Below are 24,817 nucleotides of genomic sequence, written 5' to 3'. Positions count from 1 at the left end.
ATTGTTGATTGTTGATTGTTGAAAATACTCTATAATGTTTCATAGTACTTCTCGATAGTTCTATTGAGCACAGTCAAAATACAATTTTCTGTCTATCTCGACTACGCTCGATATAGACAGAAAATCACTCGAAGTGACGTTATTGATTAATGATGTACGATTGTTGCTTTTATGATCGATGATCTACTAAACTCACACGTCAGGTCGAGTGAGTTTGTGCAATAAATTTGTATCGAGACCTATTTTTCATCCACAATCATCAATTTCACATTTCCATTCTTTTCATCAAAAAAATATCAAATTTACTTGATAACAGATTTCTTACTTAAAATCTAAACAAAAAATTGTAGTTTTGACTTTCACTCTATAAATAGCCAACCTATGAAAGTGATTAATGAACAAATACAAATTGATGGTATCGATAAAAAGATTCTTCGTGCCTTGATGAAAGATGCCCGAACGCCAATTTTAAGCATTGCTCGAAGCATTGGTATTTCTGGCGCAGCCGTACATCAGAGACTTAGAAAACTAGAGGACGCAAAACTGATTGTAGGCTCTAAATTTGTCATTAACCCAAAAGTTTTAGGATATAAAACAATGGCATTTATCGGCGTGTATTTAGATAAAGCCATGAGAAATCCGGATGCAGTAAAAGCGTTGGATCAAATTCCTGAAGTTATGGAAAGTCACTATACCACAGGAAATTGGTCGTTATTGGTTAAGATTTTATGTAAAGACAACGAACATTTGATGCATATTTTAAATCATAAAATACAAGCGATTAAAGGTGTTTCTCGAACAGAAACTTTTATCTCTTTAAATCAACAAATTGATCGACAGATTAAGGTATAGCATTTCGACTCAGCTCAATGCACTACACTTATAAAAACAAAAAACCGAATGTTGAATACACATTCGGTTTTTTGCTTCATATTTCTTTTTAAACTATCTCCTATTCAAATATTTCGCAAAATATAGCAAGGTTGCCAATGAACCAAGTGCTGCAACAACATAGGTTCTTGCTGCCCATTTGAGTGCATCTTGCGAACCTGCAAATTCTTCTTGCGTTACCATGTTTTTATTTTTTAGCCAACGTAAAGCTCTGTTACTTGCATCGTATTCTACAGGAAGTGTCACAAAACTAAATGCGGTTCCTGCAGCAAACATAATGAGACCAACAATTAAAATGTTTCTTCCTAAAGCGGTTCCTCCTGCTGCTTGCTGACTTGCCATTAAAGCAATTCCTCCATAAATTACCCATTGCGAGAATTTAGAAGCAATACTTACCAAAGGCACCATTTTCGATCGCATTTGCAACCATTTATACCCTTTGGCATGTTGTATGGCATGTCCGACTTCATGCGCAGCAACAGCCGCAGCCGCAGCATTTCGTTGATGAAAAACACCTTCACTTAAGTTTACCGTTTTTTTCAAAGGATTGTAATGATCGGTTAGCATTCCTTTTACATGAATTACTTCAACATCTCTAATTCCATGATCTGCCAACATTTTTTCTGCGATCTCTGCACCGCTTAATCCGTTTCGTAATTGTAGTTTTGAATAGTGAGCAAATTTACTTTTGAGTTTATTACTTACAAACATACTCACCAACATAATTGCGCCCGCTAAGAGCATATATCCACTTGTCATATTCTTTAATTTATTTTACTAAAATAACATTACTATAATTTCTACTTCATAAAGTAATTATTCTACTTTAAAGCCAGAAATTTTAATGTTCATTTATTAGATTTTACGATAAAAAATACAAAAACCTCGCCAAATAGACGAGGTTTGCTTTATATGAATTTTTGTCAGTTCTTGTTTTAGTCACGTTCCACTTTGCGTAAAGCTCCTTTTTGAATGACTGTCGTATGGTAACTTGCAACTGCTAATTTTTCGTCACCCGTTTTTCTTGCACCAGCTTTTTCAGTTACTGATATAGAGAAAAATACGCGTCCATCATTATTAAATTCGACACGACTGTGTAATATTCTATTATTTAGTTCGAACGTACTAAACAATGTTTGTCGCATATAATTAGCCCTCAGAACAATTCCGTTGTTTTCATCTAAATCGTATAATCCTTTTGCAGGATCAACCACAACTAAAGTATATTTTCGCACATCTCTTTTTTTGGCAACTATATATGCCAAAGTGTATGAATACCTTTTCGGATCTTCTGTTGGTTTGATTATAAGTTCCATTGGAACGTTTTGTTTTACACCAGATGCATCGGAAATATTTAAATTTCCCGCATAGGTTCCTACATATTCTTTTGGAAATGCATATTCCGTTGGAAACTGCTTGTCTTCAGAGCTCTTACCTGCACGTTCTTTTACTTGCTTTTTTTGAGCAAGAACAGTTGTAGACATACAAACTAATGTTATTAGAAAGAGGATTTTTTTCATCTGTTCTTTTTTATTTTTGTGATATAAAAGTACACTTTTTTACTCACTAGTTATTTTCATACCAAATTCTAGTTTTCGATTTCCTTATTATCTGCGTTTCGATTTTATCTCGACTGCGCTCGATTTGACAACATCAGAAAACTAAAGGGACTATTTTATCCTACTATATTAATGATTTTTCCCGGAACTACAATTACTTTTTTCGGAGTTCTTCCGTCAAGTTGTGCTTGTGTACGCTCGTCTTCTAGGATAATTTTCTCTATTTCTTCTTTAGATAAGTCTAACGACAATTCTTTTTTGAAACGCATTTTTCCATTGAATGAAACCGGATATTCCTTAGAGCTTTCTACTAAATGTTTCGGCTCAAATACTGGAAATTCCGCTGTTGCGATTGAACTTTCATTTCCTAATCGTTCCCATAATTCTTCTGCAATGTGCGGTGCATACGGTGAAACTAGAATCGTTAACGGTTCTAAAATTTCCTTGCTGTTACATTTTTGTGTCGTCAATTCGTTTACACAAATCATGAACGTACTTACCGATGTATTGAATGAGAAGTTTTCAATGTCTTCTTCAACCTTTTTGATGGTTTTGTGTAATGTTTTTAAGTTGTCTTTTGTAGGCGCAGCATCTGTAACTCTTGACACACCTTCTTCTCCAACATACAATTTCCAAAGTTTCTTTAAGAATCCAAAAACGCCCGAAATTCCCGCGGTATTCCATGGTTTTGCTTGTTCTAATGGTCCTAAGAACATTTCAAACAAACGTAGACTGTCTGCTCCGTATTCGTTACAGATATCATCTGGGTTTACGACGTTGAACCAACGTTTAGACATTTTTTCAACTTCACGTCCAACAACATATTTACCATCTTCTAAGATAAATTCTGCATCTTTAAATTGTGGTTGCCAAGCTTTTAAATCATTTACATCTAATTCATCAGATGTATTAATCATATTTACATCAACACGAATTTCATCTACTTCATGCTCATCTTTTAATCCTTTAGAAACATAGGTGTTTGTTCCTGTAATTCTATATACTAATGCACTCGTTCCCAAAATCATTCCTTGGTTGATGAGCTTTTTGAACGGCTCTTCTACACCAACAAATTCTCTGTCTTTTAAGAATTTTGTCCAGAAACGTGCGTATAATAAATGTCCCGTGGCGTGTTCACTTCCTCCAATGTATAAATCTACATTTTCCCAGTATTTTAGCGCTTCCTCACTTGCAAAATCGTTTTCACGTAATGCTTTTTCCATGTAACGGAAGAAATACCAAGAACTTCCTGCCCAACCTGGCATCGTGTTGAGTTCTAGTGGGTAGATTCCGTTGTCCTCACCCTTCTCGACTGCGCTCGAAGTGACAAGCTTGTTACTAACCACGGTATTTGTATTGGTGTCCCAAGCCCAAACCTCAGCGTTTCCTAATGGCGGTTCGCCTGTTTCGGTTGGCAAGTATTTTTCTACTTCTGGCAATGCGATTGGTAAATGCTTCACATCAATCATTTGTGGCATTCCGTCTACATAATATACTGGAAATGGTTCTCCCCAATAACGCTGACGCGAGAATACGGCATCACGCAAACGATAGTTTATTTTTCCTTTTCCAAAACCGCGTTTTTCCATTTCGTAAATCACGGTTTTCATCGCTTTTTTGTATGATAAACCGTTTAAGAAATCTGAGTTTGCAATTTTAGTTCCTTCCTTATCAGCATGTGCTTCTTCTGAAATGTCTACATTTTCAAAGATGTTTGGAATTTCAAGTCCGAAGTGGTTTGCAAAGTCATAATCACGTTGATCTCCACATGGAACTGCCATTACGGCTCCTGTTCCATAGCTTGCCAATACGTAATCACCAATCCAGATTTGTATTTTTTCTCCCGTAAACGGATGTACTGCATACGCACCTGTAAATACACCAGAAATGGTTTTTACATCTGCCATACGTTCGCGTTCACTTCTTTTGGAAGTTGCCTCTCTATAGGTTTCAACAGCTTCTTTTTGATCGGCAGTGGTAATTTTTGCTACTAAATCGTGTTCTGGTGCTAACGTCATAAAACTTACACCATAAATTGTATCTGGTCGTGTTGTAAATACATCAATATTTGCATCGTGCCCATCAACTTTAAAGGTCACCATTGCTCCTTGCGAGCGACCAATCCAGTTGGTTTGTGAGTCTTTTAAAGGTTGTGGCCAATCGATTGTATTCAAACCATCAAGCAAACGTTGTGCATACGCAGAGATTCGCATACTCCATTGCGTCATTTTTTTACGCACTACAGGATGTCCTCCACGTTCAGAAACTCCGTTAACAATTTCATCATTCGCTAATACTGTTCCTAACCCAGGGCACCAGTTTACTTCTGTTTCCGCCAAGTACGTAAGTCTGTATTTTAGTAGTATTTGTTGTTTTGTTGTTGAGTCGTAATTTGTCCATTCTGCGGAAGCGAAAACAGCAATATCATCATCACAGATAGCTTTTACATTGGCGTTTCCGGCAGTTTCAAATTTCGCGATCAACGTATCAATATGTTCCGCTTTGTCAGTTTCAATATTATACCAAGAGTTGAACAATTCGATAAAAATCCACTGTGTCCACTTGTAATATGCAGGTTCTGAAGTGCGGACTTCTCTACTCCAATCGAACGAGAAACCAATTTTATCTAACTGCTCACGGTATCGTGCTACATTGGTTTTTGTAGTGATTGCCGGATGCTGTCCTGTTTGAATTGCATATTGTTCCGCAGGCAACCCAAAACTATCATATCCTTGCGGATGTAATACATTGAATCCTTTGTGACGCTTGTAACGCGCATAGATGTCTGAAGCAATATAACCTAATGGATGACCCACGTGTAATCCTGCTCCAGATGGATAAGGAAACATGTCGAGCACGTAATATTTTGGTTTGTCAGAATTGTTTTCGGCATGGAATGTTCCGTTTTCTGCCCAATATTTTTGCCATTTGGCTTCAATTTCGTTGAAATTGTACTTCATCTTGATCACTTTTAAAGAAGCGCAAATTTAATGGTTTTTTGTTTATTGTTGGTTGTTTGTTAGTTAAGAATTGTACTTTACTTCTTTTTAAACAACAGGAAAATTACGAAGGTATTGACTCATTAATCTGTCGCATTCACTCATTGGCGATTTTTCATCAAATTATAAACCTTATTTTTGAGCATACCAACTAATACTTTACAGATGAAAAAGACAGTTATTCTCCTATTTTTAACAATTCCTTTTTTAGGAATAAGTCAAACTGATATCCTAAAAACGTATCAAGAAGCAAAACAATATATAGATACTTATAAAGTTGATTCTGCATATTTAAAATTTAAAGAACTTAAGGAGAGTATGCCTAAAAATGATACTCTGTATGAGCATGTTGTTTGGTATAAAATAATGACTGCTGGGCATTTGGAGGAAACTGCACGTGCCAAAGAAGACTTTAAAACTTCCTTAAAATATGGGCTAGATGCGTTAGATGGTATCAAAAAAGCCAAATTTATGTTTGATGAAGAATTTGCCAAACGCGAATATTTTATGATAAAAAACATTATTGTTTCACAGTATGGATTGGGAAATTTTGAAAAGGGGAAAAAATGGAAAGAAAAAATGTATGCCGCGCATAAAGAAAATAAACTTCCTAAAGGGTTAGACACTTATTTTAATTTTGATTTTTTTAAGATAGGCGATAAAAATGTTTGGGGTTATGAATGGTTTGAAGACCTTCCAAAAGATAGATTTTCAAAAAGTTTCACCAAAGTTGTGTACTATGTATATAGCACAAATTCTGATGGTTCTGATAAAGATCAATTGTACAGATTGCATGTATTGATGTTTCATTCTTCAGATTCAAAGTTTGATTATGTATTAACCAAACGTCTTGAAACTGCTAAAAATGAAGTTAGCGGAACGCTTTATCAATATACATATCAAGAAGATATTGATTTTGAGAAGCTTCAAAAAGATGTCAAAGACATTGTTAGCGGCAATATGAAGTCAATTGAAGACTATTTAGAAGAACAAAAAAAGAAAAACGAATCGGAGAAGAAAGGAAATTAAACTTTATATCCTTTTGTATACGAATTCCCTTTTATAGGCGTTTTTTTAGGTATACCTGTTTTGAGTATCCGTACTTTTACATTTAAAATTCGAGATTTATAATTATTAATTTATAATTTTACCTAATTAAAGCACTGTCTATGAGTTCTTCTTTTGAAAAGTATCAAAAAAAACGATTGATTTCTTCTTATTTTTCTGTGGTATTGAGTACAACGCTTGTACTTTTTTTACTCGGAATCTTGGGATTGTTGGTTTTGAATACGAAGAACGTCGCTGATTATTATAAGGAAAAAATTGCATTGACCGTGTATTTGAAAGATAGTGCGAAAGATGTAGAGATTAAACAGTTACAGAAAACTTTAGCATTGGCTGAATACACGAAATCTGCCGATTTTGTTTCAAAGGAAACTGCTGCTGCCAATTTAACCGCAGAAATCGGAGAAGATTTTGTAGCGTATTTAGGCGAAAATCCTTTATTGAATTCACTTGATGTGTATTTGAAAACAGAATTTGTTTCTGGTACTAAACTCGATGAAATTGCTACTGAGATTAACGAAAAGAATTTTGTAGAAGAAGTTACGTATGACAAACCTTTGGTTTCTAAGTTGAATGCAAATATTAAGCGTGTTGGATTTGGAATTTTGATTGCCTGTATCTTTTTTGCTTTTGTAGCTGCATTATTGATTAATAGTTCTATTCGCCTTTCTGTCTACGCAAAACGTTTTACAATTAAAACCATGCAAATGGTTGGTGCAACAAAAGGTTTTATTCGCAGACCATTTATTTGGAATAGTGTAAAAATGGGCATTATTGCAGCAATTTTGGCTTTGGCTGGTATGGCTGGCGCACTGTATTATGCCAACGAGTCGTTACCACAATTACAATTGACAAAAGATAAAGTATTGATAGGTTCTGTGTTTGGAGGAATTTTAGTGATTGGTATTTTGATTACGTTGATTAGTAGTTTCTTTGCTACACAACGTTTCTTGAATTTGCGTACTGATCAATTGTATTATTAATTATTTGATTGATGATGAAAAAATCTCTTCTTCCACTTATTTTAATTGTAGCCAGTGTTGTTTTAATTGCTGTCAATATTGTGAATTCTGATGCTTTTGATCGTGGTTTTTGGATGCGTTCAGTTTCTAGTATTTTATTGATTTTTGCAATGATTTTGACAATTAGAAGTCAGCAGAAAAGCCAATAATACTTTTTAACATCTCGATTTTACATTTACCCAAAAGCTTCTTTTATCTAAAAAAGTGACAACTAATATATATTTGATATCTTGTTGCAATAAATAGAAACACGTAGCAGATTATCCAACATTTATATGGGAATTTTTGACTTTTTTAAACGCAAAGGTGACACTTCATCAAATCAACATTTCGACAAGCACAGTGTAAAGAAAAATACTGAAACCTCAATAGTATACACAGTAGCTTCAAAGTATAATGAATATACCAAACTGTTTGTCAATATGATGGCAAATGGAAATTATGCTCCAATTGCTGCGTATGAAAAACCTACAGGAGAAATTATAGGCTATTTGTATTCGACAGAAGATATGAGTTATACGCTTTCTGTTGATGAAGTTATTACGGCAATGAAAAAGGAGTTTGCGGAGCGATTGAACGCAGAAACCATCAAATCGTACGCAATTTATTACCATTCGTTATTTAATAATGATGATAATCATACCATTGCAGACGATCATAATGAACCCAAAGCAATTTCTATCATCTTAAAAAATACTGAAGGTTTTGAAACTATTGTTGCGGTTTCATACCGATTTGAGAACGAAGGTTTTTCAGTAGGACCAATGACACAGGTTTCTGCAAAAGAGTTTCAGGAAGTTTTACAAGTGGAATTAATCGAAGGAAAGGATTATTTTCAAGAACGTATTATCTCCAAACCTAAGACTGTTGAAAATGAACACGGAATCATTATTAAAACCGTTAATAATGGACATGTTGGTGATTTTTGGAGTGGTATTTTCGGGTTTGAATATTTCCAAACAATGTCGCCCGATTTTTTGTATCAATATATGGCACTAGCACAAACAAAAAATCCTCCAATACAAAAAGTGGATACCGTTGAAGTGTATCAATTGGATTTTGATCGATTGGCATTGCGTGTGATCTGTGAAGAACAACGTTTAGTTTCAGCATTTCCTCGCATAGAAACGCACACAAAGATTGATGTTGCCCTGAAACAAATTGACGAATGGGAACATGTTCAAAATTTGGAAGCTATTGTACACGGTGGCGGAAGAGATACGTTTGCAATTCGGTTTTATGCGACCGATTATGCTTTTAATCGCGAAAAGTATCTTTCGAACACTAAAGTGAATATGAAACTTAGCGGAATTATTTATGTGCTTGATAAACATACGGAAGATAGCAATACGCTTGAAGATGGTACAACATTAAGTCCTGATTTTTGTATGTATATGCCAGGGCAAGAATGGTCTGAGTTTGGTTGTTTTGATTTTATTGGAAAGCTGGAAAGTATAGAAGAAGCTAATGCATTTGATAACGAAGCACATAGCGGTTATATGTTGAAGATAAAGTTGATTAATAATGAAGAGATAGCAGATTTTTTCACGATTGATATGTTTGTAAATAAGAAGAATATGCGTTTTACGGACGACTTAGAAGTTGGCATGAAATTGACTGGAATGTTTCAATTGCTAGGAGAAATTGCGGATTAATTACTGAGTCAACTCACGTTTTATTATGAATTCTGAATACGAACATAGACACATTCCTATCGAAAATGATGTACAAGACACTTCTGCGGAAGCGTGGAAAAAGATATGTGAATATGTAGAAATAGCTGCAAGAGAAAAGCATTCAGAATTTAACCCAGCCGAATATATAGGAAGCGAACTTTATTTTCAACTACATACATTGCCTGCATCTATTGCAAAATTGACACATGTTAAAAAGTTGATGTTGTATGGAAGTAGCATGAAGCGAATTCCTGTAGAAATTGGAAAAATGACAGCTTTGGAAGAGTTTACACCCTATACTTCTTACGATTTACATTGGTTTCCGTATGAGATTACCGAGTGTAAAAACCTAAAAGATAGTGTTGTAAGCACGCGTGCTTTGTACGGCAACTTTAAACACAGAAGAACTTTTCCTAGTTTGCTAGACAATCCTGTAACATACGATTCGGAAACCATTTCGTGTAGTGTTTGTAAAAAAGTTATTGCGCAAGCAGAAACCGATCAATGGTGGATTTCTTTGAGAGTAGCTACAGATGTGTTGCCATTGTTAGCAAATGTATGCTCACACGAATGCAAAAAAGCACTTCCAAAACCTACAAAAGGATATTTGCAATATCCACACAAAGGAGGAAAAGAGTTAGGGCAACCTCCTAAAGAAGATTTCGGGCGAGTTTTCTCGTATAAAAATAATACAACAGAAGAGCCACAACCTAAAGACAATGCTTCTTTATGGAAGCTTATTAGAAAGTTTTGGAAAAAATAATTTATAAAAATAAAAAAGTCGGAAGAGAGTATCTTCCGACTAGATATATCCTAAGATGATTCTTAATTAAGCAACACCACATTGACAAGAACCATCATCAATTGTATTAGCACAACAATGTGTGTTTATTGTTCCTGTTCCAGGTATTTTAACTTTTCTTTTATCTATTCCTCCAACAATACTGTTAAGGTTATTTGAGATTAATGTCTTGTTTAACGTTAACGTTTTCATGCTTTTTTTCTTCATAATATGTGATTTTTAAAATTAAATACTGTCCAAACTATACAATATCAATAGGAAGAAAAAAGATAGTATCTCGTTATTTATAAATAACGATTTATTAGCCATCAAAAGGTTGTCTAAATTTGGATTGCCTCTTAGATAATTGATTGCCAATTCTCATAAAAAAACAAAGCTACCTTAGGTTAGTAGCTTTGCCTGTACTAGATTGCTTATAAAGCTAATACAACTTATAATCTGATGTAATCTTAGAGCAACTTACATTAAGCTCTTTTCCAAACAGTTTCATTACTCCACGTAATTGTATCTTTTGCAAAATTCATAACTCCAGCTTGGACTCCAGCTCTTGGCACTGAACCATCTGAGAAATCTACATTTACTACTGGAGAACCTAACTCAATTTCGGTTCCATTAAATGGACCACGTCCATTATTGTATGTAACTGTTGCTTTATTGTTTTCTTCTTTGACTGTAATTGTTGCTCCGTCTTGGTCTTTCCAAGTTCCTTGAAATGCGTTCATAATGTTAAATTTTAAATTGGTTGATTTCCTACTCATAGGCTTTTCGGATTCCGCCTTGTTTTTTATGTGATACAACTTCACAATCGTAACTAAATGAAATAGGCTAGCTTTTATTTCTGAAGTAAAACTACATAGAAACCATTCGCAAAGACAGAAAAATACCACGACACAAGATTTCTTTTCCATGAAGCACAGAAAAAGCGGTATATCGATTTTTGAAGATTTTTTACAACAGCTGTTGTTGATTTTTTGGAAAGATCCTATTTTAAGGTATGCAAGTTTTTAATCATGGTTTTGTACTTTTCACTCAAAGGCACATGATGATTGCTTGAAAGCATAATGAGATTATCGGCAGGAACTATTTCTTCTATTTTTTTAGAATTAACAATGTAGTTTCTGTGTGTTTTTGTGAAGATATTTGGATTTAATAGTTTGGAAATTTTCGTCAAAGAGATCATAATCACAAACTTTTCTTTCTCCGTAATGATGTTACAGTACTTCTCTTCCACTTCAATATATACAATGTCTAACAGTTGTACTTTTTTGAGTGATTTGCCTTTTTTGATGAATAGATGATCGTCCGTAATGACTGTGTTTTCTTTTTTGCTTAGAAATACATTTTGTTGCGCATAGAATTTTTCAACTGCCATTTCAATCGCATATAAAATTTCCAATTCATTGAATGGTTTCATTAAATAGCTAAACGGTTGTGTAAGTTTGGCGCGCTGAAATATTTGACGATCGGTAGAACTCGTTAAAAACACAAAAGGTTTTGCTGCATTTGGAACCGTATTGATGGTTTCAGCAAATGCAATACCATCTGGAACACCATTTAGAAAGATGTCAATAATTACAATATCGATTTTGATAGCGCCATAAAATAACGCCAATGCTTCTTTGAAAGTTGTGGCAATAGCTACCACATTATACCCATTCTCTTCAAGTACTTTTGTAAGTTTTTTGCTTTGTGCAGGAATGTCTTCTACAATAAGTACATTAATTTGATCCATGAGGTAGGTTTTTACGTAAAGATACAATCATTTTTGTTCCTTTTCCTAATTCGCTTTCAATCGCAAATTTCCCCTTATTTTTTTGAATCATTGATTTGCATAATTGCATACCCAATCCTGTTCCGATGATGTGTTTGTTTTCTTTTTTGGCAAGTGCAACAGAATCTTCTAGTAATTGCAAACGCGTTGCTTCACTCATTCCTAAACCTGTATCTTCAATGACTAAATCGCAATAGTTTTCTGTTGTGTTTTTTGTGTAGATCGTAATTTTTCCGTTCGGATTTGAAAATTTAATCGCATTATCCAATAAGTTTCTCAGCACAATTTTCAACGATTCCTGATCGGCAACAATCAATTCGTCTTCTGGTACATTATTTTCAAATTGAATCTTTTTATCAAGCAACAAAGGTTTGTAATTGTATGCGGTTTGTTCCACAATAAAAAACAAGTGCATTTGCTCCATTTCAAAATACGATTGTTCGGTTTGCAACAGTGCCCAATGCAGTAGATTATCGAGCAAATTATATGCGCCATTCACAATGGAACTATTCGTGTTCAATAAATCATCTAAGGCATTTAAGTTTTTCGCTTCTAGACTTTCCGACAATTCCGTGTTGCTTGTTTTTAACGCATACACTGACGAACGCAAATCGTGACTCACCACAGAAAATAATTTGTCTTTCATAGCATTCAGCTCATCCAAACTTTCTTTTTGTGCTGTAATAATCTTATTACTTTTTATTTTTTCTTTGTAGAAATAAGCAAGTGCAGCAACAATCAACACCAAAATAATAGCAAGGTATAAGTATAAATTTCTTTCGGCAACTTTTGCTTTATTCTCAGCTTCTAAAAGGCTTACTTTAATTTGTTCTTCTCGGACGGCAAATTCTTTAGCTTGTTCTGCTGCTGCCCAAATACTGTTTTGATTATTTAATGAGTCTTTCCACCGAATATGCTCTTCCAAGTATTTGATCGACTTTTGAAAATCTTTTCGATTCTTCTCTACAATTGCCATGTTAAATGACGCATCTTGTTTTGCTTGAAAATCTGAAACTAATTTGGACAACTGATACGCTTTATTAAAATAAGGAAGCGCTTCATCGTCTCGATAAAGATTGTAATAAAAGGAAGCTATATTCCCATAAGAAGATACCAATTCCACAATATCATTTTGTGTTTCTACATTTTTAATGCTTTTCAAAAAATACTCTTCAGCTTTATCATACTGTTCCAGATGTATATAACACGTCCCAATATTTTCTTCTATATTACTTCTTTTAAGTCCAATTAATTTATCATCACTTAAAGAATCTACCATTTTGAAATAATTGATAGCTGCTTGGAATTTTTCTTGATTAAACATTACTTCTCCCAACATCATTTTTACAAGATTCATAAACTCAAAATCTGAAGTGACTTTTAAAAATTCTTGTTCAGCTTGTTCAAAAACACCTTTACTTTTAAAGCTACTTCCTCTTAGAAAGTGATTGTAATTTTTCAACTCTTCAGTATTTGAAGACATACTAAGCTGTTTCATAGTATACAACAATGTAGAATCCCATTGTCTTTTAAAATAGAATTCTTTCGCTTTCTGGAAATCCGAAAAGCTATTCAGATGTTTACTTTTCTTTTCAATTTTTTCCTCAACATCATTTGAAGATTGATTTTGCTGAGAAAAAAGCAGAAAAGGAACTAACAACCCTATGTAAAAACATATAATAACATGTGAAGATTTCATGAACTAAATTTCTTAGTTCAATGTACTTAAATTTAAGACATAAAAAAAGTAGAGCGTTTTGAAATGCTCTACTTAATCTTCTGAATTTAGTATCGTTAAAAGTCCCCAACTTCTGTCGTTTTTTTAACAGTTGTTACAGTTCCTCTAGAGGTAATTGGATCAATATCATGTAAATATGTGGTTATAGTCCTTATATTTTCGAAATTTAAAGAACTCGTTACTCCATTAATTGTTTGACTTATAGTGTCAATTTCAAGCATTAATTTATAAGGATACAAATTTAGAACCTTGGATTCCTCAGGAGCATCATAACTTACCAATACATCCAAATTTTTGGTATTGCTAATATCATTTATGTAAAGATTGAGTTTTTTATAAATTTCATTATCCTCTAAATTAGCATCACCCGTAATATATACTGTTACTTCAAATTGTATAGAAGTATCACCTTTTAAAATTTTGTAAGTACTCTGCGCCTTAGGCTTCAAAGGCTGTTTTGCACCCTGTTCTATTTTATTTTTTAATGATAATTCACTTGCTCCATTCAATACTGGACCTACAATATATGTCGTACTCGTGGGTGTCTGTAAGTTTGTATTTTCTGCTAACTGCTTCCAGAAATATACGGTCGTTATAGAGTTATCTGCAAGTGTTATTGGCAATGTACTTGCTGGCTTTGTAGTTTGTGTGTCATTTGTGCTCATAATAATATGGATTTAAAAAGTTAATGTGAATTATTAAAGAATTACTATCCTATTTATAGTAGTAATTCTTTAACAAAGAGACATTAAAAAAAAGTGCGATCGAAAAAAAGTACCATAAAGCCAGCTATTTTTTCCATAAAGCAAGAAAAACACAGCATTTCAATTTTTCTAAAATGAAGTAGCGTTCTACAGGTAAAAAAAACCAAACATTAACAGACTTTAACCCTTTGTTATAAAATAATTAGGAGAATACTAAGTTATCTTTATAGCAACAAATTCAAACCCAAAATTTATGATGAAAATATTTACGTGATTAAGTAAGACATTTTAATTTTTTAAAAATTATAATTATGAGAAGATTCACATTTATATTTTTAGGCATAGCACTTGTTGTATTTTTAGCATATTCATTCAAGCCAGTAACTACGGTAAAATCGGATGATTGTGTACTTATTTCTGGAAAAATAGTTTCTATTAAAAAAGGAGACACAAACGATATCCAAATTCGATTGGAAAATGATAGTCATTATTATTATATCAATCGTGGCTTAGAGAAAGGAATAAATTTAAAGCAATTAAGTTCAAAAGTTTTAAATAAAACCGTTACTTTGTACTGTCCGAACCGATGGTCACTCGTTAATCCTGATGGAATTATTCCACAGATTTCCCAAATGGAAAAAGGCACAACCGTTGTTTACAGCGAATTTTAACTGTCCTATTTGCCATAACGATATATCCGGTCGGTACTTGTAAACTTGAGCGTACATGAAAAACAAAAAGTCAAAAAGTAACCGCAAGAAGGGAACAATTACTCCACAAAAAAAACAGGAGCAAGTTTCTGCACATACAAACGATTTGTCAAAAATAGAAAACAGCAGTATTTCTAAAGAAGAAAATACTATACAACATAGTTTTATTTTTGGAAAGAAAAACTATATGTTTATGTTTATTGGCCTAGCTGTGATTGCCTTAGGGTTTATCTTAATGTCTGGCGGCGGAAGCGACGATCCAAATGTATTTAATGAAGCTATTTTCAGTACACGAAGAATTCACATTGCACCAATGGTCGTTATTATTGGATTTGCCATAGAAGTGTATGCTATATTGTTGAATCCGAATTCCGACTCCTAATTCATGGACACTATTAATTCAATCATCCTTGGTATTATTCAAGGACTAACGGAGTTTCTACCTGTTTCGTCAAGCGGACATATTGAACTCGGAAAAGCCATCTTAGGCGTCGAAGTTAAAGAAGATATGTTATTTACGGTGGTTGTGCACTTTGCTACTGCTTTAAGTACCATTGTTATTTTCAGAAAAGATATTCTAGAATTACTTAAAGGTTTATTTCAATTTAAATGGAATGAAGAATCTAAATTTGCCGTAAAAGTGCTTATTTCTATGATTCCTGCAGCCATTGTTGGTATTACATACGAAGAAGAATTGAAAGCCTTGTTTAAAGGAAACATTTTATTGGTTGGCTGTATGTTAATCATCACAGCCATACTACTCTATTTTGCTGACAAAGCTAAAAACACCAAGAAAAACGTAAGTTACTCCAACGCAGTTATTATTGGAATTTCGCAAGCCATTGCAATGCTACCTGGAATTTCGCGTTCGGGCGCTACCATTTCTACATCTGTTTTACTTGGAAATGATAAAACCAAAGCTGCACGTTTCTCTTTTTTAATGGTTGTTCCGTTAATTTTTGGGAAAATTGGAAAAGATATTTTTAGTGGTGAGCTTGCGCTAGATAGTGCTCAGATACTTCCACTTTCAGCAGGATTCATTGCAGCATTTGTTGCAGGATTGTTTGCCTGTACATGGATGATTAATTTGGTAAAAAAGAGTAAACTCTCATATTTCTCTATGTATTGTTTGGTAGTCGGATTGATCGCAATTGGCTACGTAGGATATCAAACATATTTATAAATGAAAACCTTAGAAGAATACCTAGCTGGACAAACTTTGTTGATTGACAAACCTTTGAAATGGTCTTCGTTTCAAGCGGTAAACAAAATCAAATTGGCACTTAAATCTCGCTTTCAACTACGAAAATTGAAAGTTGGACATGCAGGAACTTTAGATCCTTTAGCAACTGGTTTATTGGTGATTTGTGTTGGAAAAGACACAAAGAAAATTTCCGGTTTTCAAGGTCAAGCTAAAGAATACACAGGAACATTTACACTTGGAAGCACAACACCTTCTTATGATTTGGAAACTGAAATCAATGAAACCTTTCCAATAGAACACATTACTGAAAAGTTAATTTACGAGACTAGTTTAGATTTTTTTGGTGAAATTGATCAAGTGCCACCTGTTTTTTCTGCATTAAAGAAAGACGGACAGCGCATGTATAAATTGGCTAGAGCTGGAGAAGTAATCGAAGTTGAATCTAGAAAAGTGTTTATTCACGAATTTGAAATTACTCGAATTTCACTTCCAGAAGTTGATTTTAGAGTTGTGTGTAGCAAAGGAACATACATTCGTTCATTAGCCTATGATTTTGGAAAAGCATTGAATTCTGGCGCGCATCTTTCTGCCTTGCGTCGTACAAAAATTGGTGACTTTGATGTTAAAAATGCCATTACTCCAGAGTTTTTTGGAGAAAGCTTAAGAGTTGGTAATTAGTATTCAGAATTGAGATGTTAGTAGTGAGATGTGCACTTCGACTTTACTCAGTGTAGTTGTTTTCTATTTTGTCTTTCCTGCGTAGGCAGGAATCCATAGTTTCCCAAGGTAATTTTCTATACAATCTATCTTTATTTTAATCAAGAAGCATGCAACAAATTAGTGGATTCCGCAACAAGTGCGGAATGACAGTATAACAAAAAAAGGATCAAAACATTTTTCAATATTTCAATCCTTAAATCTTTTAATTTTTAATAACAACTACACTAACTTCAATAAATCGGCTACCGTATTTTGTCCTTTATCTTTGTTATACCAAACTTGTAAATCTTGTTTAAATTCTGGAGTTAACTTTCCATGTTCAGCTTTGTAATCGTTCACCAATTGTGTTGCTTTTGTAGGTCGTGGTCCCCAATCGCCTAGCACATTTCCCGAAGTATTATCAATAGCAATTAACTTCGGAATTGATTTCCCGCCATTTGTTAAGAACTCATTCATTAATGCCTCATTCTCGTCTCTTAACACTACTTTAAACGTAATATTATCATTCAATTCAGCTACTTTATTAATTACAGGCATTGTTTGCGCAGCATCTCCACACCAACTTTCTGTCAACACCAACCATGTAACATCGCCATTATACGATTTTATATCGGCAACAGCTTCTTCGGTTAATTTTGTTGTTTTGTCCAAACGTTTCATACGCTTGTCATTTAGCATGGAATAGTTAGACAATGCTTCTGTTTGCAACTCTCCTGTCGATTTCCCTTCAGCTACTAAATTTTTAACTAAGGCTCTGTATTCTTGATATGAAGTAGCTTTCGTTAAGCTTTCTTCAATAATATCTTTTATATGTGTGTCTGTTATTGTCATAGTAAAATGGTTTTTACAAAAATTAAGTCGTAGTTTTCTATAAAACTTACGTTGCTTTTTTCATAGTGCTTTTGTGTTCCGTGCAAAAGCGTTGTAAATTTACAAAACGATTCAAAGACGTTAACTGATGTTTATCATGAAATAATTAAAATGTATAAGAAATGAATTTTACCGAAAAAAGAAGATGTGCTTGGTGCGGAAATGATCCATTATACGTTGCGTATCATGATGAAGAATGGGGCGTTCCTGTGTATGATGATGACACCTTGTTTGAGTTTTTAATTTTAGAGACGTTTCAAGCAGGTTTGAGCTGGATTACCATTCTGCGGAAGCGTGAAAATTTCAGAAAAGCGTTTGATAATTTCGATTATAAAAAAATTGCACAATACGACGAAGAGAAGTTTAATAGTTTGCTAGAAGATGCAGGAATCATCAGAAATAAATTAAAAATAAAAGCAACTATTAGCAATGCGCATGCTTTTATGAAAATACAAGATGAGTTTGGTAGTTTTTCTAAATATATCTGGCAATTTACGGATGGAAAACCGATTCAGAATGCATTCACCAATAGAAATGATGTGCCTGCAACTACTGAAATTTCAGATAAACTAAGCAAAGATTTGAAAAAAAGAGGTTTTAAATTTGTCGGTTCAACAGTTATATATGCGCACATGCAAGCAACTGGAATGGTGAACGATCATACCACAACTTGTTTTCGATATGATGAATTAAAAAACGAGTGATGAAATACTTTTACGTTCTATTATTTTTGAGTTTTTCACTGTGCTGTACCGCGCAGAAATCACTCAAACACAAAAAAGAAGAACGCATAGAAGTTAGCTACAAAACAGCGCTTAAATACAATAAGCTAGAATACCGCATTAGATTTAGTAAAAAAGTTCTTATTTGTATGAAGTCATTGCAGAAGTAAAAACAAAAAAGGACGCTATTTTGTTGAAATCACGTTTACGAAGGATGGAAGTTTTAAAATGGAAAGGACAGTTATTCCTAGCTCGCTTGGTTACACACACTAAAACTCTATAGACTGTAACTTTTTTTCATTTACAGCTACGTATATAATATGAAAAAAATCTTTTATTTTATTTGACTGACTTTCGCTATTGCCCTTGTACGTGTATATTTAAGTCTGAGTGCTGACATTGTAGTTTATATACAAAAACAAGAAATCGTCAATATGACTATTGGTTTTATGATGTCTTTAACTACCTTAATTAGTATCTTTTTATCTTTAATTACTGTAAAATTGGTTCTACATTGTATCAAATATTTTTCTAGAATGTTTAATACTAAGGATACTGAATTTTAGAAAATACTTGATAATACGTAACGTAAGTTCGACATAAAAAATTACCAATATAATCGCTAAGTTTAATAAAATCAACTCTTGTCACTTCGAGCGCAGTCGAGAAGCTAAAGAAAATGATTGTTTTTATTGAATCTCGACTGCGCTCGATTTGACATTTTATTTAAGAGTTTGAAAATAAAACTATATCGAAATCACGTTAAATTAGAACGTTACAAATACGACAAAAACACTTCACGTGGCACTTCATACGCGCCTAAACTCGCTAAATGATTGGTATGCATTTGACAATCGATGATTTGGCAACCGTTTGCTTTTAATCGTTTTACTAAGTGAATAAATCCAAATTTACTAGCATTACTTTCAAGAGCAAACATACTTTCACCACAGAAAACGTGTCCTAAATTCACACCATACGCGCCACCAACAAGTTTTTCGTCGCGCCAAACTTCCACGGAAGTCACATGTCCCATTTTGTAGAGTTCAATGTATGCGTCTTCCATTTCATTAGTAATCCAAGTATCGTCTTGTCCTGGACGATGAATTAATGCACAAGCCCGAATTACGTGTTCAAAAGCCGTATTGAAGGTTACCGTAAATGTTTCCCGACACAGCAATTGCCTCATACTTTTTGACACTCTTAAATCGTCTGGAAATAGTACCATTCGCGGATCGGGCGACCACCAAATAATTGGTTCATCTTCGCTATACCAAGGGAAAATTCCGTTTTTATATGCTAATAATAAACGTTCTGGTTGTAAATCACCACCAAATGCCAAAATACCTTCAGACGAAGTTTCTGAAACTGGCGGAAACGCTATTTCTTCTGTTAAAAGATACATTCAATTGTTATTTTCTAGGGTTTCATTTAAGAAAATCAATAGTAATACTTTGATTTTTAGTATTTTTTCGCCAAATTTGTATTTAGTCTAAATACGTCTAAACGTTTATTTTTCATCATTGCTTTTTGAATTAGTGTATGAAGACTAAAGCCTAAAACCACAATATTAAGTCCCGTTCGCGGGACTTTTTTTATAGTAATAACAAACCTAAAACATACACTAGAATACCTACCAACATTAAGATAAGCGTGTATGGTAATATTTCTTTTGCTTTTAATCGTGTGATTCCTAATAATGGCAATGCCCAAAATGGTTGCAACATGTTGGTTATTTGATCTCCATACGATAATGCCATAACTGCTTTTGGCAATGGCACGCCTAATTCTATTGCCGATTGCACTACAATTGGTCCTTGCACAGCCCATTGTCCGCCACCACTCGGCACAAAAATGTTTACCAATCCTGCACTAAAAAATGTATAAATTGGCAAAGTAGTTTCATTAGCAACTGCCACAAAACTATCTGAAATCATTCCGACCATTCCTGAGCTTTTCATGATTCCCATGATTCCAAAATACAATGGAAACTGAATTAAAATTCCCGAAGTTCCTTTGATGGCTTCTTCTACCGCATTGAGAAAACTTTTAAAGTTTCCATGTAGTATAATTGCCAAACCTAGCATGAAAAAATTGAGCATGTTTGGTGAAATTTTTATCGCCGAAAGTGAACTCAAGTTTTTTGCATATTGGATAAAGAATACAACTAAAATTAATATACCAAACGAAATGGCAACTATGGAAGAATGATCTAACTTATCAGCACCTTCAATGGTTTCGTTATCTTTTTTGTTGAATTGATATGTTGGCAAATTCAATTTTGTAGGTGTTGCTTTTTTTGCAAGAAGACTTAAAACAAGCGGAATTAGCACGAGTAAAATTCCAAATAACAATAAATTCCACCAACTAAAAATCGTACTACTTGACGTGATTACTTCTGGAACTTGTCCAAATTGATCCACAGTCAATACACCATTCATCATCTCATGCAAATGCCCTTGTTCTGCTACTTTTGAAGGTGCCGAACCACTAATTCCACCATGCCAAATCATAAGTCCAACATAACCAGCTGCACCGACCAATGGATAGTTAATTGGTATTTGATTTTGCTGTGCATGCTCACCTACTTTTCTAGCTAAGATGGCACCGAATATTAAACCCAATCCCCAATTGAAGAAAGCAACAATCATAGTGGTAACACTGACTAAAACAACTGCATTGGTCGTATTTGTGACCGATTTCGTGAGCGTTAGAATGAGCGAATTCATAGGTTTACTCAACACCAATACATGTCCAAGCACCAAAATCAGCATCATTTGATAGGCGAAAACCAACAAGCCTGAATTCCAAATTCCATCTTCCCAAAACGATAATACGTCTACAAAATGATTAAAAGTACTCACCTTTTCAGGTCGTGTAAAAAACGTTGCCAATACAATAGTAAGCAGCGTTAACAATACCGCAATGGTAAACGGCGATGGCAAATACTTCTTAAAGATGGTTTCTATTGTTTTGGTAATGCGCATGGTTGATTTTTGTGTGAATTTACGAAAAATTTAGACTTGCTTTCACTTCGACTTTGCTCAGTGTGACAGCTATTAGACTTGTTCCTGCGTAGGCAGGAATCTCTTAGATGCGCTTACGCTTTTAGATTGTTAGACTTCTTTGATTTGTCATTGCGAGGAAGTATGACGAAGTAATCTGTTCGTAAGCATACTCAAAATCGTTTTTGCAACAAACAGATTGCCACAAGTTTTTTTCAAAACTTTCGCAAAGACGTTTTGGAGGTTTTATACTTAAGTATTCTAAACGTCACTTCGAGTGATTTTCGATAGAAAATTGTATCGAGAAGTAATTTGAAAACAAAACCTAACTAGTGAACTATATATTACTTTTTTCTCAAACTTATAAAATCACAACTGTTCTCGATACACCAAATCACAGATTTGGCACTCGAACTGACGTTATGGAAATCTCATAAATCAAAAAAACCTCATAACATGTAGCTATGAGGTTTTTTTATCTCTCGATAGCTACGCTAGGTATTTTCAATCAAAATATATTTTGATTTCAATAATACTCGATATGACAAGCTACGCGAAATATAATTTTTCTAATTCCTTAAAAAGGTAAATCGTCGTGATCTTCTTCTTTGAAATCGTTTACTGGCTCAAACGCATCTGCTGGTGGCACTGGTGGCATTCCTGCTGGCGCTTGTCCTTGTTGCTGTACGCTTTCAATTCTCCATCCTTGAATAGAGTTGAAATATTTTGTTTCTCCTTGCGGATTTACCCATTCTCTACCACGTAAGTTGATACTGATTTTTACAGGTTGTCCTACTTGGAAACTATTTAATAAGTCTACTTTATCTTGTACAAATTCCACCATGATGTGTTGTGGATATTGCTCTTCTGTTGTTACGACAATTTCACGCTTTCTAAAACCGTTGTTTCCAAACGTCTGCGTTTGCCCGATCATTTTTACTTTTCCCTGTACTTCCATGTTATTTATTTTGCTAATAAGATTTTCCAAGCAGTTTGCACATCGCCTTTGGCTAGAAATGTTTGTGCTGCTATGTGATTTGTTTCTGGTGTATCTGAAATTGTAATTTCAGTTGTTTGTATAAATTCTTGTATTTCTGCTTCGGTTGGTAGTTTTTCTACATTTCCTAAGATTCCAAGATCATTTCCTGTTAAGACTTTACTCGTACGAATGCCCGCTGGAATTTGATCTACGCCAATACCCAAAGTTGCAATTGGCTTTGGAATTTCGAAAAATCCATCGCGTGCTCTGCTGTAAAAGCTTCCGCCTGCTCTGGCTACCAAATCAATTTTATAATGATCTATTGTTCCGCGATCATTTAAAATGTCTTCATTGATGTGTAATTTGACAACTTCACATATAATTAAGTTTCCTGCGCCACCTTCATTTCCTAACGAAACTACTTCGTTTACTTTGCATTCAAACTGCACTGGCGATTCTGCTACACGAAATGGTTTTACCTTTTCAGATGGCAACATTGTCAATCCTGCTTTTTCAAACTCATTGACACCTGCAGCATATTCCGTACTACTCAACGACATTTGTTGTACAATGTCATGATTTACCACATTAATCACCACTTCTTTCGTTGCTATTGCATTTTCAAGTGTATGTTTTGTGGTATTGTTACGAACTCTTCGCGCAGGCGAAAAAATCATAATTGGCGGATTGGCACTAAATACATTAAAAAAGCTATACGGCGATAAATTCGGATTTCCATCAGCATCAATCGTACTTGCAAAGGCAATTGGTCTTGGCGCGACAGCACCTAACAAATACCCATGAAGTTTGGCTGTTGGAATTTCTTTTGGATCTATTGATAGCATTCTGATGTTTTTTGTGCGACAAAATTAATGTAAAAAAGCGGAGCATACAACAATAGTTATCAACGCAAAAGCACTGTTTTTAACAACTAATTTTCTAATTGAGTTCTTTTCTATTCTTTTGATCAATACAATCACAATAAAACTATTTCTTTTCGTTTATATTAGTGGTTTCAAAGTATTTGTATGATTTTAAAAAACAGACCTGTTCTTATTCGCTGGATATTGATTCTCGCTTCTTTTGCTATTGTTTCGGGAATTTTATGGAATACGTATATTTTCTTTCAAGAATTTAAAGAAGATGAACGTACAAAAATGCAAATTTGGGTAAGGGCATTAAAATCAATCAATGATGGAGAAGATTTGCTCTTAGCTGGAGATATTATCGCTACTGAAAATTCTAATCCAAGAATTATAAAAGATGATAAAGGAGGTATTTCTACTTTAAATATGGATGAAAAAAAGGAGAACGATTCTTTATATATTAAACAAAAGATTAAACAATTTTCTAAAGAAAATCAACCAATTGAAATTACATACTTTGATGAAGAATTAAAAAGTAATGTAAAAAAAGGAACATTGTATTACGGAAATTCTGAAACTTTAAACAAACTCAAATATTATCCGCTTGCCCTATTATTAATTATTGTATTGTTTGCCGCAGTTGCCTATTTCTTTTTTAGTGCTTCGAAAGCTTCTGAACAGAATAAGTTATGGGCAGGAATGGCGAAAGAAACCGCACATCAAATTGGAACGCCGCTTTCATCTTTGGTGGGTTGGACAGAGATTTTGAAAACCGAGAATGTAGATCCCGATTATATTAAAGAGATTGAGAAAGATATTGATCGTTTGCAAACCATTACCGAACGCTTTTCTAAGATCGGCTCTATTCCAACACTACAACGTTTGGATATTGTACAGGAAACCAAAGATTCGTACGATTATTTGTTATCACGTACTTCTAAGTTGGTCAATTTTACATTTGAAGCGCCCGACACACCTATTTACAGTGAAATTAACGCACAATTGTATAGCTGGACGATTGAGAATATGGTAAAGAATGCTATTGACGCTATGAAAGGGAAAGGCGATTTGAAACTCGAAATTACTCCCGCAGATACTTTCGTTAAGGTTTTAATTACCGATAACGGAAAAGGAATTCCGAAACGAAATTTTAAAAAGGTATTTCAACCTGGATTTACAAGTAAAAAACGTGGTTGGGGATTGGGTTTATCGCTCGCAAAACGTATTGTAGAGAATTATCATAGCGGAAAAATCAAAGTTCTAAAATCGGAACTTGGCAAAGGAACTACGATGCAAATTTCGTTGAAAACTATTTAGATACGCTTTGCTTTTAGATCGCTTTGCTCTTAGACACGCTTCGCTCTTGGTATTTTGGTAGAATTCGCAAATCGTCAATTCGAGTGATTTTCGAAATGGAATGAAGAAAATTGTATCGAGAATTACTTTGATGTTAGACCGCTATCGCTTTTAGATCAGCTTCGCTTCTTAGATTTCTTGGGTCTTGGGTCTTGGGT

At 34.1% G+C, this 24,817-nt stretch carries 25 protein-coding genes; 12 read left to right on the top strand and 13 right to left on the bottom strand.

Translation table 11 applies throughout. The features are described from left to right. The first annotated feature begins 381 nt into the window (after positions 1–381). A complete protein-coding gene (locus ACRBBL_RS05760; RefSeq protein WP_431368069.1) occupies positions 382–852 on the top strand; it encodes an Lrp/AsnC ligand binding domain-containing protein in 471 nt (156 codons plus the stop codon). Between the two features lie 93 nt (positions 853–945). Here ACRBBL_RS05760 and ACRBBL_RS05755 read toward each other — a convergent pair whose 3' ends face one another. The 3 genes from ACRBBL_RS05755 to leuS all read right to left on the bottom strand — a co-directional run bounded on the left by ACRBBL_RS05755 (position 946) and on the right by leuS (position 5,410). After that, positions 946–1,650, bottom strand: coding sequence for a zinc metallopeptidase (locus ACRBBL_RS05755; RefSeq protein WP_431368068.1), 705 nt, complete (start codon positions 1,648–1,650; stop codon positions 946–948). 176 nt (positions 1,651–1,826) lie between these two features. Then, complete coding sequence (locus ACRBBL_RS05750) at positions 1,827–2,411, bottom strand: hypothetical protein (RefSeq protein WP_431368067.1); 585 nt, start codon at positions 2,409–2,411, stop codon at positions 1,827–1,829. Between the two features lie 155 nt (positions 2,412–2,566). After that, entirely contained in the window at positions 2,567–5,410 is a 2,844-nt protein-coding gene (leuS, locus tag ACRBBL_RS05745; RefSeq protein WP_431368066.1) for a leucine--tRNA ligase, read from the bottom strand. A 204-nt stretch (positions 5,411–5,614) separates the two neighbouring features. Between leuS and ACRBBL_RS05740 the strand changes: the two genes are divergently transcribed. The 5 genes from ACRBBL_RS05740 to ACRBBL_RS05720 all read left to right on the top strand — a co-directional run bounded on the left by ACRBBL_RS05740 (position 5,615) and on the right by ACRBBL_RS05720 (position 9,975). Continuing rightward, positions 5,615–6,478, top strand: coding sequence for a hypothetical protein (locus ACRBBL_RS05740; protein ID WP_431368065.1), 864 nt, complete (start codon positions 5,615–5,617; stop codon positions 6,476–6,478). 140 nt (positions 6,479–6,618) lie between these two features. Further along, positions 6,619–7,497, top strand: coding sequence for a cell division protein FtsX (locus ACRBBL_RS05735; protein ID WP_431368064.1), 879 nt, complete (start codon positions 6,619–6,621; stop codon positions 7,495–7,497). 11 nt (positions 7,498–7,508) lie between these two features. Further along, positions 7,509–7,685: a hypothetical protein gene (locus ACRBBL_RS05730; protein ID WP_431368063.1), complete on the top strand. Its 177-nt coding sequence runs from the start codon at positions 7,509–7,511 to the stop codon at positions 7,683–7,685. Positions 7,686–7,811: 126 nt separating this feature from the next. Further along, the gene (locus tag ACRBBL_RS05725; protein WP_431368062.1) at positions 7,812–9,191 is read left to right on the top strand and encodes a hypothetical protein; all 1,380 of its coding nucleotides are present in this window, start codon (positions 7,812–7,814) and stop codon (positions 9,189–9,191) included. A 25-nt stretch (positions 9,192–9,216) separates the two neighbouring features. Next, a complete protein-coding gene (locus ACRBBL_RS05720) occupies positions 9,217–9,975 on the top strand; it encodes a hypothetical protein (protein ID WP_431368061.1) in 759 nt (252 codons plus the stop codon). Positions 9,976–10,041: 66 nt separating this feature from the next. On the opposite strand, the gene ACRBBL_RS05715 is transcribed toward ACRBBL_RS05720, so the two are convergent. The 5 genes from ACRBBL_RS05715 to ACRBBL_RS05695 form a co-directional block, all read right to left on the bottom strand. Continuing rightward, positions 10,042–10,221 (bottom strand): hypothetical protein, encoded by a 180-nt coding sequence (locus ACRBBL_RS05715; RefSeq protein ID WP_431368060.1) that lies wholly within the window; start codon positions 10,219–10,221, stop codon positions 10,042–10,044. Between the two features lie 257 nt (positions 10,222–10,478). Continuing rightward, positions 10,479–10,736 (bottom strand): hypothetical protein, encoded by a 258-nt coding sequence (locus ACRBBL_RS05710; RefSeq protein WP_431368059.1) that lies wholly within the window; start codon positions 10,734–10,736, stop codon positions 10,479–10,481. Positions 10,737–10,996: 260 nt separating this feature from the next. Next, positions 10,997–11,746, bottom strand: a complete 750-nt coding sequence (locus ACRBBL_RS05705) for a LytR/AlgR family response regulator transcription factor (protein ID WP_431368058.1) — start codon at positions 11,744–11,746, stop codon at positions 10,997–10,999. Beyond that, a complete protein-coding gene (locus ACRBBL_RS05700; RefSeq protein WP_431368057.1) occupies positions 11,733–13,484 on the bottom strand; it encodes a tetratricopeptide repeat-containing sensor histidine kinase in 1,752 nt (583 codons plus the stop codon). The genes ACRBBL_RS05705 and ACRBBL_RS05700 overlap by 14 nt, the downstream gene beginning before the upstream one ends. 95 nt (positions 13,485–13,579) lie before the next feature. Beyond that, positions 13,580–14,188, bottom strand: a complete 609-nt coding sequence (locus tag ACRBBL_RS05695; protein ID WP_431368056.1) for a hypothetical protein — start codon at positions 14,186–14,188, stop codon at positions 13,580–13,582. A 350-nt stretch (positions 14,189–14,538) separates the two neighbouring features. On the opposite strand from ACRBBL_RS05695, the gene ACRBBL_RS05690 reads away from it, so the two are divergent. The 4 genes from ACRBBL_RS05690 (at position 14,539) to truB (ending at position 16,819) form a co-directional block, all read left to right on the top strand. Next, positions 14,539–14,898, top strand: a complete 360-nt coding sequence (locus ACRBBL_RS05690; protein ID WP_431368055.1) for a hypothetical protein — start codon at positions 14,539–14,541, stop codon at positions 14,896–14,898. A gap of 169 nt (positions 14,899–15,067) precedes the next feature. Next, positions 15,068–15,319, top strand: a complete 252-nt coding sequence (locus ACRBBL_RS05685) for a DUF3098 domain-containing protein (protein ID WP_431368070.1) — start codon at positions 15,068–15,070, stop codon at positions 15,317–15,319. A gap of 3 nt (positions 15,320–15,322) precedes the next feature. Further along, on the top strand, positions 15,323–16,120 hold the full coding sequence (locus ACRBBL_RS05680; protein WP_431368054.1) for an undecaprenyl-diphosphate phosphatase: 798 nt from the start codon (positions 15,323–15,325) through the stop codon (positions 16,118–16,120). Continuing rightward, positions 16,121–16,819: a tRNA pseudouridine(55) synthase TruB gene (gene truB / locus ACRBBL_RS05675; protein ID WP_431368053.1), complete on the top strand. Its 699-nt coding sequence runs from the start codon at positions 16,121–16,123 to the stop codon at positions 16,817–16,819. It abuts the gene before it with no gap. A gap of 261 nt (positions 16,820–17,080) precedes the next feature. Here the strand turns inward: truB and ACRBBL_RS05670 are convergent, their stop codons facing one another. Continuing rightward, entirely contained in the window at positions 17,081–17,692 is a 612-nt protein-coding gene (locus tag ACRBBL_RS05670; RefSeq protein WP_431368052.1) for a thioredoxin family protein, read from the bottom strand. Positions 17,693–17,853: 161 nt separating this feature from the next. Here ACRBBL_RS05670 and ACRBBL_RS05665 point away from each other — a divergent pair, with 161 nt between their 5' ends. Next, a complete protein-coding gene (locus tag ACRBBL_RS05665) occupies positions 17,854–18,435 on the top strand; it encodes a DNA-3-methyladenine glycosylase I (protein ID WP_431368051.1) in 582 nt (193 codons plus the stop codon). 793 nt (positions 18,436–19,228) lie between these two features. Here ACRBBL_RS05665 and aat read toward each other — a convergent pair. The 4 genes from aat to ACRBBL_RS05645 form a co-directional block, all read right to left on the bottom strand. Then, positions 19,229–19,858: a leucyl/phenylalanyl-tRNA--protein transferase gene (gene aat, locus ACRBBL_RS05660; protein ID WP_431368050.1), complete on the bottom strand. Its 630-nt coding sequence runs from the start codon at positions 19,856–19,858 to the stop codon at positions 19,229–19,231. Positions 19,859–20,048: 190 nt separating this feature from the next. Beyond that, complete coding sequence (locus ACRBBL_RS05655; protein WP_431368049.1) at positions 20,049–21,440, bottom strand: short-chain fatty acid transporter; 1,392 nt, start codon at positions 21,438–21,440, stop codon at positions 20,049–20,051. A gap of 595 nt (positions 21,441–22,035) precedes the next feature. Continuing rightward, positions 22,036–22,416 carry a DUF3127 domain-containing protein gene (locus ACRBBL_RS05650; protein WP_431368048.1) on the bottom strand — a complete coding sequence of 127 codons (381 nt, stop codon included), beginning with the start codon at positions 22,414–22,416 and terminating at the stop codon, positions 22,036–22,038. A gap of 5 nt (positions 22,417–22,421) precedes the next feature. Next, positions 22,422–23,282, bottom strand: coding sequence for a flavin reductase family protein (locus ACRBBL_RS05645; protein ID WP_431368047.1), 861 nt, complete (start codon positions 23,280–23,282; stop codon positions 22,422–22,424). A 183-nt stretch (positions 23,283–23,465) separates the two neighbouring features. Between ACRBBL_RS05645 and ACRBBL_RS05640 the strand changes: the two genes are divergently transcribed. Beyond that, the gene (locus tag ACRBBL_RS05640) at positions 23,466–24,620 is read left to right on the top strand and encodes a sensor histidine kinase (protein WP_431368046.1); all 1,155 of its coding nucleotides are present in this window, start codon (positions 23,466–23,468) and stop codon (positions 24,618–24,620) included. Positions 24,621–24,817 lie beyond the last annotated feature (197 nt).

This window comes from Kordia sp. (assembly GCF_050633145.1).
GTDB lineage: Bacteria > Bacteroidota > Bacteroidia > Flavobacteriales > Flavobacteriaceae > Kordia.
Note: the sequence above shows the minus strand (reverse complement) of the source record. Positions and strands in the feature narration are given on the sequence as shown.

Bases quoted from the DNA above. Each gene is read 5' to 3' on its own strand.
- ACRBBL_RS05735 (WP_431368064.1), top strand. From the start codon at position 6,619: ATGAGTTCTTCTTTTGAAAAGTATCAAAAAAAACGATTGATTTCTTCT.
- ACRBBL_RS05700 (WP_431368057.1), bottom strand. From the start codon at position 13,484: ATGAAATCTTCACATGTTATTATATGTTTTTACATAGGGTTGTTAGTT.
- ACRBBL_RS05755 (WP_431368068.1), bottom strand. From the start codon at position 1,650: ATGACAAGTGGATATATGCTCTTAGCGGGCGCAATTATGTTGGTGAGT.
- ACRBBL_RS05725 (WP_431368062.1), top strand. From the start codon at position 7,812: ATGGGAATTTTTGACTTTTTTAAACGCAAAGGTGACACTTCATCAAAT.
- aat (WP_431368050.1), bottom strand. From the start codon at position 19,858: ATGTATCTTTTAACAGAAGAAATAGCGTTTCCGCCAGTTTCAGAAACT.
- ACRBBL_RS05705 (WP_431368058.1), bottom strand. From the start codon at position 11,746: ATGGATCAAATTAATGTACTTATTGTAGAAGACATTCCTGCACAAAGC.
- truB (WP_431368053.1), top strand. From the start codon at position 16,121: ATGAAAACCTTAGAAGAATACCTAGCTGGACAAACTTTGTTGATTGAC.
- ACRBBL_RS05670 (WP_431368052.1), bottom strand. From the start codon at position 17,692: ATGACAATAACAGACACACATATAAAAGATATTATTGAAGAAAGCTTA.
- leuS (WP_431368066.1), bottom strand. From the start codon at position 5,410: ATGAAGTACAATTTCAACGAAATTGAAGCCAAATGGCAAAAATATTGG.
- ACRBBL_RS05720 (WP_431368061.1), top strand. From the start codon at position 9,217: ATGAATTCTGAATACGAACATAGACACATTCCTATCGAAAATGATGTA.
- ACRBBL_RS05690 (WP_431368055.1), top strand. From the start codon at position 14,539: ATGAGAAGATTCACATTTATATTTTTAGGCATAGCACTTGTTGTATTT.
- ACRBBL_RS05680 (WP_431368054.1), top strand. From the start codon at position 15,323: ATGGACACTATTAATTCAATCATCCTTGGTATTATTCAAGGACTAACG.
- ACRBBL_RS05715 (WP_431368060.1), bottom strand. From the start codon at position 10,221: ATGAAGAAAAAAAGCATGAAAACGTTAACGTTAAACAAGACATTAATC.
- ACRBBL_RS05655 (WP_431368049.1), bottom strand. From the start codon at position 21,440: ATGCGCATTACCAAAACAATAGAAACCATCTTTAAGAAGTATTTGCCA.
- ACRBBL_RS05740 (WP_431368065.1), top strand. From the start codon at position 5,615: ATGAAAAAGACAGTTATTCTCCTATTTTTAACAATTCCTTTTTTAGGA.
- ACRBBL_RS05750 (WP_431368067.1), bottom strand. From the start codon at position 2,411: ATGAAAAAAATCCTCTTTCTAATAACATTAGTTTGTATGTCTACAACT.
- ACRBBL_RS05650 (WP_431368048.1), bottom strand. From the start codon at position 22,416: ATGGAAGTACAGGGAAAAGTAAAAATGATCGGGCAAACGCAGACGTTT.
- ACRBBL_RS05645 (WP_431368047.1), bottom strand. From the start codon at position 23,282: ATGCTATCAATAGATCCAAAAGAAATTCCAACAGCCAAACTTCATGGG.
- ACRBBL_RS05760 (WP_431368069.1), top strand. From the start codon at position 382: ATGAAAGTGATTAATGAACAAATACAAATTGATGGTATCGATAAAAAG.
- ACRBBL_RS05665 (WP_431368051.1), top strand. From the start codon at position 17,854: ATGAATTTTACCGAAAAAAGAAGATGTGCTTGGTGCGGAAATGATCCA.
- ACRBBL_RS05640 (WP_431368046.1), top strand. From the start codon at position 23,466: ATGATTTTAAAAAACAGACCTGTTCTTATTCGCTGGATATTGATTCTC.
- ACRBBL_RS05710 (WP_431368059.1), bottom strand. From the start codon at position 10,736: ATGAACGCATTTCAAGGAACTTGGAAAGACCAAGACGGAGCAACAATT.
- ACRBBL_RS05730 (WP_431368063.1), top strand. From the start codon at position 7,509: ATGATGAAAAAATCTCTTCTTCCACTTATTTTAATTGTAGCCAGTGTT.
- ACRBBL_RS05695 (WP_431368056.1), bottom strand. From the start codon at position 14,188: ATGAGCACAAATGACACACAAACTACAAAGCCAGCAAGTACATTGCCA.